This window comes from Streptomyces bikiniensis (assembly GCF_000716625.1).
Taxonomy (GTDB): Bacteria; Actinomycetota; Actinomycetes; order Streptomycetales; family Streptomycetaceae; genus Streptomyces; species Streptomyces bikiniensis.
The window spans coordinates 59168-70508 of record NZ_JNXJ01000007.1 but is presented as its reverse complement, the minus strand read 5'-3'; the positions used below and the strand labels follow the sequence as shown (position 1 = coordinate 70508).

Here is an 11341-nt window from a genome sequence, read left to right as displayed (position 1 = left end):
GTGTCGTTGTCCGGGATGGACATGAAGCTTGACGGGAGGGCGCCGGCGCCGCACGGCGGGGGCCGGCCCACACCGCGGGGCGGGCCCTGCGGGAGGCGGCCGGGCCGCGTCGGCGGGGATCGGCCGCACGGGTGGTCGAAATCCCTCCGGGGCGCCGCGGGCCCACTAGATTGACGGTGGCACAGACGCGGCGACCTGGCTGGTCAGGGGGCAGGGGTTCATGGAGACCGACGGTACGTACGAGTCACGCGACACGAAGGGGGACGCGGTACCACGACCGGCGGGACCGCCGCCGTCCGCCATCCCCTACCCGGCGCCGCCGACTCCACCCGCGCGCCCGGTACCTCCGCCGCCCGCCCACACGCCCGCTGTCGGCCCCTCCCTGGGCACCTGGCTCCGTGTACCGAGGCCCGAGGCCGCCGCCGGCGTCTGGCGCTACGGCCACGCACCTCGCCCCGACGCGCCACGTGAGGACGTGCCGGGTACACAGCTGCTGAGCGGCGCGCTGATCTCGGCTCTCGTCGGGCTGCTCATCTGGTCGCTGTACGACAACTACTACCTCCCGTTCTGGCTCGACCCGCACTACTGGGCAGGTGCGCTGATCAAGCTCTCCGATGATCCGGTGGTCAAGGGGATCATCGGCAAGATCATCGACCTCGCCCTGGTGGCCGGCCTGATCGCCTTCGTCTTCCGCATCGGACGGTGGGGCGAGGTGACCCGGCGCTACCTGCTTCCTCTCGTCGGTGTGCACCGAGCGGAAACGGGCCCCCGGGCCGAGCCGCCCGTGGAAGAGGGGTCTCCGGGAGATCCCGGCAGATGGCCGCGCCTCAGGGCGGCGGGACAGGACGCACCCGCCGACCGGCTGGCTGAAGAGGCCGGAGCGGGCCGCATGAACGACGTCGACTACGCGAGGATCACGCGTGCCTGGCAGGCGGTCCAAGCCGTCCCGAACCACCTGGGATCATTCGTCGAAGCGGTGCTGCACCGGGGGGCGTCCGCGTTCCCCCACCCCTCGGGCGCTCGTGATCTACCCGGTCGTACCTCTCCGCACGACCTCTTCACCCACCAGGTGAAGATCGGCACCGTGGCGGACCACCCCCGCAACCCGTATGCCCGGCGCACCACCGGCATCGCCCTGGAGCCCGCGCTTCTCGGCACGTCGCTGCTCGCCGTCGGACCCGCGGGAAGCGGAAAGACCACGCGCCTGGTCCGGCCGGTTGTGGAGTTCCTCTGTCTCGAGGCCCTGGCCAATCGTGCTGCGGTCGTCGCCGTCACCGCCCATGGCGACCTGCTCGGCCCCGACAGGGCTTTTGACGTCGTCGTCTCCGTCGGACGTCCGGAGTCCACTCACGACCTCGATCTGTACGGCGGCACGGACGACCCCGACGAGGCCGCCAGGATCGTGGCCGAGGCCCTCGTCGGCGACCTGGTGGCCGACAGCCGTCGTGCCGCCACCGCACTCGCCCGGCTCATCGGACCCTTCCGGGCCGCGTACGGCCGTTTCCCCGCCGTGCCCGAGCTGAGTGAACTGCTCTCCGGCGTTCCTGCCGCCCTCGATGCCCTCCGTACGGCTGTCGCCTCCGACCCCGCCCAGCTGCGTGAGCTCGACGCGCGGCAGCGGCAGGCCGAGCGCGGTGACGACATCGGCCTCCTGCTCGCAGAGCGGATCGCTTTCCTCGACCGGCCGGCCTTCGCACCCTTCTTCGCTACGGACCGGGCCGAACGACCGCAGTTCTCTCCCCGCGCCCTCGCGCACCCTCTCAGGGTCCGCGTCGACCTCCCCGAACGCGGTCACGCCGAAGCTTCCCGGATCATCTCCCGCCTGCTTCTCGCCCAGTTCACGGAGGCGGCCCTCGGCCGCCGCGATCGCTCCCTCTTCGTCTGTATGGCCTTCGACGATGCCACGCGCACCGTCACAGGCGAGGCCCTCCGGGCAATCCAGGGACTCCGCTCCGCACACGCAGGGGTCGTACTCGCACTGCGCAGCCTGGAAGACGTGCCCGAGGCGCTGCGTGAGCCGTTGCTCGGTTCGGTCGGGTGCCGGATGGCCTTCGCGGGCATCGCGCCCTGGGACGGCGGACGGTTCGCCGAGGCGTGGGGCACCGAGTGGGTGCAGACCCGGGACGTCACCAACCGGCAGATCGTCGCGGACGAGCCGCTGACCAAGGCCCTCCACTTCATGCGGCGACTGGTCACCGGCCGGGCGGCCACCGCGGAGGCCGTCACCGTACGGGAGGTGGAGCGGCAGCGCTGGTCCGCCTCCGACCTCGCCCACGCCGTCCCCCCCGGCCACGCCGTCCTCTCCCTCACCCATGTGAGGGGCGAGCACGTCCCCCCGCTCCTCGTCGACCTCCGAAGCTGAGCGCTACCCTTCGCGCGGACTGGCACAATCAGGAGCGCGCCGTCCGACGGGCGGCGCGCCACCCTCCCCCCAAAGGTCCGACGGTCCCCAATGCCGCCCACCCTCGCCTCGCTCGCGCAGCACTCCGCCCTCAAGCTCGTCGTCCGTGCCGGGGAGGACCGTCTCGACACCCCCGTCCGCTGGGCGCACGTCAGTGAGCTCGCCGATCCCGTGCCCTACATGGAGGGCGGCGAGCTGCTGCTCACCACCGCGCTCACCCTCGACGCCGAGGACCTGGAGGCGATGCGCCGCTACGTGCGGCGGCTGCTCGCCGCCGGGGTCGTCGGGCTCGGGTTCGCCGTGGGGGTGAACTACGACGAGATCCCCGCGGCGCTCCTCGAAGCGGCCCGCGAGGAGCACCTGCCGCTCCTCGAAGTGCCGCGCCGCACCCCCTTCCTCGCCATCAGCAAGGCCGTCTCCGCCGCCATCTCCGCCGACCAGTACCGCGCCGTCACCGCCGGCTTCGAGGTCCAGCGCGAACTGACCCGGGCCGCGCTCGCCGAGGGCCCCGACGCCGTCGTCGCCCGCCTCGCCGCGCACGTCGACGGCTGGGCCGCCCTCTACGACACCTCCGGCAAGCCCGTCGCCGTCTCGCCCGAGTGGGCCGCCCGCCGGGCCGCCCGCCTCACCCCCGACGTCGAGCGGCTGCGCGAACGCCCCGCCCCCGCCAGCGCCGTCGTCGGCGGCACCGACGACCGCGTCGAACTCCAGTCGCTCGGCACCGGCCGCCGCGTCCGGGGCGCCCTCGCCGTCGGCACCGGCGCCCCCCTCGGCACCGCCGAGCGGTACGCCGTCCACTCGGCCATCGCCCTGCTCACCCTCACCACCGAGCGCTCCCGTTCCCTCCAGGCCGCCGAGCAGCGCCTCGGCACCGCCGTCCTGCGCATGATGCTCGCCGGACAGCCGGACCACGCGCGCGCGGTGGCCGGCGACGTGTACGGCGGGCTGCTCGACGCCCCCTTCCGGCTCCTCGTCGCCGAACCCGCCGGCGGCGAACCGCCCGCAGCACCGCCCCTCCCCGTCCTCGCCGAGGCCCTGGAGGCCGCCGCCGCCCGCGCGGGCGAAGCGGTCCTCGCCGTCCCCGAGGGCGAGCAGCGGCTCGTCGTCCTCGCCGGCGACGGCGGCGCGGTCGTCACCGCCTGCGAGGGGTACGCGGAACGCGAGGCCGAGGAGGCCGGCGTCGTCGTCGGCCTCTCCGCCCCGGCGGGCCCGATCGCGGCCGCCGCCGCGTACAAACAGGCCGAGCAGGCGCTCTCGGTGGCCCGCCGCCGCGGCAGGGCGCTCGTCGAGCACGAGGACCTGGCGGCGGGCTCGGTCCTGCCGCTCCTCGCCGACGACGCCGTCCGGGCCTTCGCCGACGGGATGCTCCGCGCCCTGCGCGACCACGACGCCACCGGCCGCGGCGACCTCGTGGCCTCCCTGCGCGCCTGGCTCTCCCGACACGGCCAGTGGGACGCCGCCGCCGCCGACCTGGGCGTCCACCGGCACACCCTGCGCTACCGGATGCGCCGCGTCGAGGAGATCCTGGGCCGCTCCCTGGACGATCCGGACGTACGGATGGAGCTGTGGCTCGCCCTCAAGGCCACGGGGGAGGGCGCGGGGTAAGCCCCCGGAGCAGGTGATCCGGTCCTCCGGACCCCGTCTCAGCCGTCCGAGCCGTCGGCGTCGCCCCCCGACCCCCTGCTCCCGCCGCCCCGCCCGCCCCCGGCGCGCACCAGTTCCCCGCCCAGCAGCACCACCGCCGCCACCCCGCGCGTCCAGCGCGGGCCGCCCCGGGCCGCCCACACCACGCAGGCGCACCCGCCCACGGCGAGGACCAGGACAGCGGACATCACGAACAGGAACATGCGTCTCCCCCTTGCGGTTCTGCGGTCCTCCCCATCCTTCCACTCCGCTCCCCGCCCACCCGCTCCGCGGCGAGCACCACGGACCCGACCTCGCCGGGTCCCCACCCGTTCGGCCAATTCGGACAGGGCCCCCGCCCCACCACTCCACACCGGACAAACCCACACCCGTCGCCCCGGCCCTAACGTGTCACGAGAGCAATCGCTCGCACCCCCCGATACGGAAAGGGCCGGGACGCAATGACGACCACCCACGCCTTCTGGCTCGCCGGCCGCGAGGCCACCGGCGAGGCCGCCTTCGACGTCACGAACTCGTACGACGGACGTCTGGTCGGCAAGGTCAGCGTGCCCACCGAGGCCCAGGTCGAGGAGGCCGTCGCCGCCGCGCACGCCGTCGTCGACGAGTTCGCCGCCACCCCGGCGCACGTCCGCGCCGCCGCCCTCGACCACGTGTCGAAGCGGCTCGCCGAGCGCACCGAGGAGATCGCCCAGCTGATCTCCGCCGAGAACGGCAAGCCGATCAAGTGGGCCCGCGGCGAGGTCGGCCGCGCCGTCTCCGTCTTCCGCTTCGCCGCCGAGGAGGCCCGCCGCTTCAACGGCGGCGAGGCCCAGCGCCTCGACACCGAGGCCGGCGGCGTGGGCCGGCTCGCGCTGACCCGCCGCATCCCCAAGGGCGTCGTCCTCGGCATCGCGCCGTTCAACTTCCCGCTGAACCTCAGCGCCCACAAGGTCGCCCCGGCCATCGCCGTCGGCGCCCCGATCATCCTCAAGCCGGCCCCCTCGACCCCGATCTCCTCCCTGGTCCTGGGCGAGATCCTGGCCGAGACCGACCTGCCGGCCGGCTCCTGGTCGATCCTCACCGTGCCGAACGACCGCATGCCCGCCCTCGTCCAGGACGAGCGCCTCCCGGTCATCTCCTTCACCGGCTCCGACACGGTCGGCTACGCCATCCAGGAGTCCGTGCCGCACAAGCACTGCACCCTGGAGCTCGGCGGCAACGCCGCGGCCGTCGTCCTGCCCGACTGGTCCTCCGAGGCCGACCTGGACTGGGCCGCGACCCGCATCGCCACCTTCTCCAACTACCAGGGCGGCCAGTCCTGCATCTCCGTCCAGCGCGTGATCGTCGACTCCTCCGTCCACGACCGCCTGCTGCCGAAGATCGTCGCCGCCGTCGAAGCCCAGGTCACCGGCGACCCGGCGGACGACGCCACCGACGTCGGTCCGCTCGTCGACGAGGCCGCCGCCCAGCGCGTCGAGTCCTGGGTGGACGAGGCCGTCGCCGCCGGCGCGAAGCTCCTGGCCGGCGGCAAGCGCGAGGGCGCGACCTACGCCCCGACCGTCCTCACCGACCTCCCGGCCGACGTCACCCTGGCCCGCGCCGAGGTCTTCGGCCCGGTCCTGACGATCGCGAAGGTCGACGGCGAGGCCGAGGCGTTCGCCGCGGTCAACGACTCCGACTTCGGCCTCCAGGCCGGCGTCTTCACCCACGACCTGCAGGCCGCCTTCCGCGCCCACCGCGCCCTGGAGGTCGGCGGCGTGATCGTCGGAGACGTCCCCTCGTACCGCGCCGACCAGATGCCGTACGGCGGCGCCAAGCGCTCCGGCGTCGGCCGCGAGGGCGTCAAGTACGCGATGGACGACTACACCTACGAGCGCGTCCTCGTCCTGACGGGCCTGGCGCTCTAGGACACGGGACCGTACGTCCTCCGGGACACGCGCCCCGAACCGTACGACCTCCAGGCCGTACGGCCCCGGGGCGCACGCCCCACCCGGACCAGGCGGTCCGGCTCCACTGTGCGGGGAGCCGGGCCGCCTTTCCCGTGCCCGCCGGGCGCCCGCCGGCCCCGTTCCGCCATGCGGAACGCCGGGCCGTCCCGCCCGGCGGGACGGCAGGATGGCGCCGTGACCGTCATCGACATCCCCGGCTCCAAGTCCGTCACCGCCCGCGCGCTCTTCCTCGCCGCGGCCGCCGAGGGCACCACCACCCTCCTGCGGCCCCTCGTCTCCGACGACACCGAGGGCTTCGCCGAAGGGCTCGCCGCCCTCGGCTACGCCGTCCGCCGCGAGCCGGGTGCCTGGCACATCGAGGGCCGGCCCGCCGGACCCGGCGCGGACACCGCCGACGTGTACTGCCGCGACGGCGCCACCACCGCCCGCTTCCTCCCCGCCCTCGCCGCCGCCGGCCACGGCACGTACCGCTTCGACGCCTCCGCCCAGATGCGCCGGCGCCCCCTCGGGCCGCTCACCAACGCCCTGCGCGACCTCGGCGTCGACCTCCGGCACGGCGGTCAGGAGGGCCACCACCCGCTCTCCGTCCACGCCCGCGGCGTCAAGGGCGGCGCGCTCACCCTGGACGCCGGGCAGTCCTCCCAGTACCTCACCGCCCTGCTCCTGCTCGGCCCGCTCACCGCCGAGGGCCTCGACATCACCGTCACCGACCTGGTCTCGGAGCCGTACGTCGAGATCACCCTCGCCATGATGCGGAGCTTCGGCGCCGAGGTCCGGCGGGAGGGACGCACCTACCGCGTCGCCCCCACCGGCTACCGCGCCAGGACGTACGGCATCGAGCCCGACGCCTCCACCGCCAGCTACTTCTTCGCGGCCGCCGCCCTCGAACCCGGCCGCCCGGTCACCGTCCCCGGCCTCGGCACCGGCGCCCTCCAGGGCGACCTCGCCTTCGTCGACGTCCTGCGCCGGATGGGCGCCGACGTCGAGATCGGCGCGGACGCCACCACCGTCCGCTCCACCGGCACCCTGCGCGGACTCACCGTCAACATGCGCGACATCTCCGACACCATGCCGACCCTCGCCGCCATCGCGCCGTTCGCCGAAGGGCCGGTCCGCATCGAGGACGTCGCCAACACCCGGGTCAAGGAGTGCGACCGGCTCGACGCCTGCGCCGAGAACCTGCGCCGCCTCGGGATCACCGTCCGCACCGGCCCCGACTGGATCGAGATCCACCCCGGCACGCCCGCCGGACCCGTCGGGATCGCCACCCACGGGGACCACCGGATCGTCATGTCCTTCGCGGTCACCGCCCTGCGCACCCCCGGCGTCACCTTCGACGACCCCGGCTGCGTGAAGAAGACGTTCCCCGACTTCCACCGGGTCTTCGACACGTTCGCCCGCACCCCGTGAAGACCGCGCCGCGTTTGGGGCAAGAATGGGGGGCATGACCGACCGCCCCTCACCCCTCGCCGACCCGCACGTCGCCTTCGACGTCTCCGAAGGACGCCGGGACGTCGTCGTCCTCGGCTCGACCGGGTCCATCGGCACCCAGGCCATCGATCTGGTGCTGCGCAACCCCGACCGCTTCCGGGTCACCGCCCTGGCCGCCTCCGGCGGCCGGATCGGACTGCTCGCCGAGCAGGCGCACCGGCTGGGGGTCGCCGCGGTCGCGGTCGCCCGCGAGGAGGCGCTGCCCGAGCTGCGCGAGGCCCTGGAGGCGCTGTACGGCTCCGAGCCCCTGCCCGAGCTCCTGGCGGGGCCGGACGCCGCCACGCAGCTCGCCGCATCGCCGTGCCACACCGTCCTCAACGGCATCACCGGCTCCATCGGCCTCGCGCCCACCCTCGCCGCCCTCGAAGCCGGCCGCACCCTCGCCCTCGCCAACAAGGAGTCGCTGATCGTCGGCGGCCCCCTGGTGAAGGCGCTCGCCAAGCCCGGCCAGATCATCCCGGTCGACTCCGAGCACGCGGCCCTCTTCCAGGCGCTCGCCGCCGGCACCCGCGCCGACGTCCGCAAGCTGGTCGTCACCGCCTCCGGCGGCCCCTTCCGCGGCCGCACGAGGGAGCAGCTGGCCCACGTCACCCGCGAGGACGCGCTCGCCCACCCCACCTGGGCCATGGGCCCGGTGATCACGGTGAACAGCGCGACCCTGGTCAACAAGGGCCTGGAGGTCATCGAGGCCCACCTGCTCTACGACGTCCCCTTCGACCGCATCGAGGTCGTCGTCCACCCCCAGTCGTACGTCCACTCGATGGTGGAGTTCACCGACGGCTCCACGCTCGCCCAGGCCACCCCGCCCGACATGGGCGGCCCGATCGCCATCGGCCTCGGCTGGCCCGAGCGGGTCCCGGACGCGGCCCCCGCCTTCGACTGGAGCAAGGCCTCCACCTGGGAGTTCTTCCCGCTCGACACCGAGGCCTTCCCGTCCGTCGGCCTGGCCCGGCACGTCGGCGAGCTGGGCGGCACCGCCCCCGCCGTCTTCAACGCCGCCAACGAGGAGTGCGTCGAGGCGTTCCTGGCCGGGCGGCTGCCGTTCAACGGCATCATGGACACGGTCACGGCGGTCGTGGCGGAGCACGGCGTTCCCGCCGCGGGAACCTCCCTCACCGTGCCGGACGTCCTCGAAGCGGAGACCTGGGCACGGGCCCGGGCCCGAGAGCTCGCAGCGAAGGCAACAGCGGAGGCCCGCGCATGAACGAAACGCTCCTGTACGTCCTGGGCATCGTGCTGTTCGCGTTCGGACTGCTCGTCTCCATCGCCTGGCACGAACTCGGCCACCTCTCCACGGCCAAGCTCTTCGGCATCCGCGTCCCGCAGTACATGGTCGGCTTCGGCCCCACGATCTGGTCGAAGAAGCGCGGCGAGACCGAGTACGGCATCAAGGCCATCCCGGCAGGCGGCTACATCCGCATGATCGGCATGTTCCCGCCCGGCGACGACGGGCGGATCGAGGCCCGCTCCACCTCGCCGTGGCGCTCCATGATCGAGGACGCCCGCGAGGCCTCGTACGAGGAGCTGCGGCCCGGCGACGAGACCCGGCTCTTCTACACGCGCAGGCCGTGGAAGCGCGTCATCGTGATGTTCGCCGGACCGTTCATGAACCTGGTCCTGGCGGCGGCGCTCTTCTTCGGCTCGATGATGACGCTCGGCATGGAGGGCCAGACGACCGGGGTCGCCGGCGTCCAGAAGTGCGTCATCGAGCAGAGCGAGAAGCGCGACACGTGCGCGCCGGGCGACCCCGTCTCCCCGGCCTTCGCGGCCGGCCTGAAGGAGGGCGACCGGATCGTCGCCTTCAACGGCACGCCCGTGGGCGACTGGGACACCCTCTCCGACCGCATCCGCGACACCCTCGGCCCCGCCACGGTCACCGTCGAGCGGGCCGGGCAGCGGATCGACCTGCACCCCACCCTCGTCACCAACAAGGTCCCGAAGAAGGACGAGGACGGCAAGGTCGTCCAGCCCCTGACCTACATCGACGCCGGCTACCTGGGCTTCGCCTCCAAGACCGAGGTCGCGCCGCTCACCTTCGGCGAGACCACCGACCGGATGACCGACCTCCTGGAGAACGGCGTCCACTCGGTCGTCGCCCTCCCGGGCAAGATCCCCGGCCTGTGGGACGCCACCTTCGGCGACGGCGAGCGGGCGGACGACTCGCCCGTCGGCGTCGTCGGCGCCGCCCGCCTCACCGGCGAGCTGATGACCGTGGACGCGCCGCCGGAGCGCATCCTCGTGATGTTCATGAACCTGCTGGTCATGTTCAACGTCTCGCTGTTCCTGTTCAACATGCTCCCGCTGCTGCCGCTCGACGGCGGCCACATCGCGGGCGCCCTGTGGGAGTCCGTCCGCCGCCACACGGCCCGGATCTTCAAGCGCCCCGACCCCGGCCCGTTCGACGTGGCCAAGCTGATGCCCGCCGCGTACGTGGTGGCCGGCGTCTTCGTCTGCTTCACCCTGCTCGTCCTCGCCGCCGACATCGTCAACCCGGTGAAGCTGACGTGAACCCGAGGGGGGCCGGACCCGGTGGTGTCCGGCCCTCCGCCGCCGGGGCGGTAACCTCGGAGACCTGAGCCCGCCGACGCACAACCTTGAGGTTGCACAACAGATGACCGCGATTTCTCTCGGTATCCCTACCGTCCCGACCCGGCTCGCCGAGCGGCGCAAGAGCCGTCAGATCCAGGTCGGCACCGTGGCCGTCGGCGGTGACGCACCCGTCTCGGTGCAGTCGATGACCACCACCCGGACGTCCGACATCGGCGCCACGCTCCAGCAGATCGCCGAGCTGACGGCCTCCGGCTGCCAGATCGTGCGCGTGGCCTGCCCGACCCAGGACGACGCCGACGCCCTCGCGACGATCGCCCGGAAGTCCCAGATCCCGGTCATCGCCGACATCCACTTCCAGCCGAAGTACGTCTTCGCCGCGATCGACGCGGGCTGCGCGGCCGTCCGCGTCAACCCGGGCAACATCAAGCAGTTCGACGACAAGGTCAAGGAGATCGCCCGGGCCGCCAACGACGCGGGCACCCCGATCCGGATCGGCGTCAACGCCGGCTCCCTCGACGCGCGGCTCCTCAAGAAGTACGGCAAGGCCACCCCCGAGGCGCTCGTCGAGTCCGCCCTCTGGGAGGCGTCCCTCTTCGAGGAGCACGACTTCCGCGACATCAAGATCTCGGTCAAGCACAACGACCCGGTCGTCATGGTCGAGGCCTACCGCCAGCTCGCCGCCCAGTGCGACTACCCGCTGCACCTCGGCGTCACCGAGGCGGGCCCGGCCTTCCAGGGCACCATCAAGTCCGCCGTCGCCTTCGGCGCGCTGCTCTCCCAGGGCATCGGCGACACCATCCGCGTCTCGCTCTCCGCGCCCCCGGCCGAGGAGATCAAGGTCGGCATCCAGATCCTGGAGTCGCTGAACCTGCGCCAGCGGCGCCTGGAGATCGTCTCCTGCCCGTCCTGCGGCCGCGCCCAGGTCGACGTCTACAAGCTCGCCGAGGAGGTCACCGCCGGCCTCGACGGCATGACCGTCCCGCTGCGCGTCGCCGTCATGGGCTGCGTCGTCAACGGCCCCGGCGAGGCCCGCGAGGCCGACCTCGGCGTCGCCTCCGGCAACGGCAAGGGCCAGATCTTCGTCAAGGGCGAGGTCATCAAGACCGTGCCCGAGTCGAAGATCGTCGAGACCCTCATCGAGGAGGCGCTGAAGATCGCCGAGCAGATGGAGAAGGACGGCGTCGCCAGCGGCGAGCCGTCGGTCGCCGTCGCCGGCTGACGCGCGCGACTCCCGCGCGAAGCCCCGCCCCCGCTCCGGGAGGCGGGGCTTCCCGCTGCCGGAGGCGTGCCCCGGGGCCCTCCGGGTAAAGTGCGTGGAATCAGCGGA

At 73.4% G+C, this 11341-nt stretch carries 8 protein-coding genes; 7 read left to right on the top strand and 1 reads right to left on the bottom strand.

Going from position 1 to position 11341, the window contains the following annotated elements:
- The first annotated feature begins 220 nt into the window (after window positions 1–220).
- On the top strand, window positions 221–2362 hold the full coding sequence (locus tag OO47_RS06895; RefSeq protein ID WP_030217849.1) for a type IV secretory system conjugative DNA transfer family protein: 2142 nt from the start codon (window positions 221–223) through the stop codon (window positions 2360–2362).
- A gap of 90 nt (window positions 2363–2452) precedes the next feature.
- Window positions 2453–4006 carry a PucR family transcriptional regulator gene (locus OO47_RS06890; protein ID WP_030217847.1) on the top strand — a complete coding sequence of 518 codons (1554 nt, stop codon included), beginning with the start codon at window positions 2453–2455 and terminating at the stop codon, window positions 4004–4006.
- Between the two features lie 38 nt (window positions 4007–4044).
- Here OO47_RS06890 and OO47_RS06885 read toward each other — a convergent pair whose 3' ends face one another.
- On the bottom strand, window positions 4045–4248 hold the full coding sequence (locus tag OO47_RS06885) for a hypothetical protein (RefSeq protein ID WP_030217844.1): 204 nt from the start codon (window positions 4246–4248) through the stop codon (window positions 4045–4047).
- A gap of 237 nt (window positions 4249–4485) precedes the next feature.
- Between OO47_RS06885 and OO47_RS06880 the strand changes: the two genes are divergently transcribed.
- The 5 genes from OO47_RS06880 to ispG all read left to right on the top strand — a co-directional run bounded on the left by OO47_RS06880 (window position 4486) and on the right by ispG (window position 11233).
- Window positions 4486–5931 (top strand): aldehyde dehydrogenase family protein, encoded by a 1446-nt coding sequence (locus OO47_RS06880; RefSeq protein ID WP_030217839.1) that lies wholly within the window; start codon window positions 4486–4488, stop codon window positions 5929–5931.
- Between the two features lie 216 nt (window positions 5932–6147).
- Window positions 6148–7383, top strand: coding sequence for a 3-phosphoshikimate 1-carboxyvinyltransferase (aroA, locus tag OO47_RS06875; protein WP_030217835.1), 1236 nt, complete (start codon window positions 6148–6150; stop codon window positions 7381–7383).
- A 34-nt stretch (window positions 7384–7417) separates the two neighbouring features.
- A complete protein-coding gene (gene dxr / locus OO47_RS06870; protein ID WP_030217832.1) occupies window positions 7418–8668 on the top strand; it encodes a 1-deoxy-D-xylulose-5-phosphate reductoisomerase in 1251 nt (416 codons plus the stop codon).
- A complete protein-coding gene (locus OO47_RS06865) occupies window positions 8665–9972 on the top strand; it encodes a M50 family metallopeptidase (protein WP_030217831.1) in 1308 nt (435 codons plus the stop codon). Before dxr ends, OO47_RS06865 begins: the two co-directional genes overlap by 4 nt.
- A gap of 103 nt (window positions 9973–10075) precedes the next feature.
- Window positions 10076–11233 (top strand): flavodoxin-dependent (E)-4-hydroxy-3-methylbut-2-enyl-diphosphate synthase, encoded by a 1158-nt coding sequence (gene ispG, locus OO47_RS06860; RefSeq protein WP_030217821.1) that lies wholly within the window; start codon window positions 10076–10078, stop codon window positions 11231–11233.
- Window positions 11234–11341 lie beyond the last annotated feature (108 nt).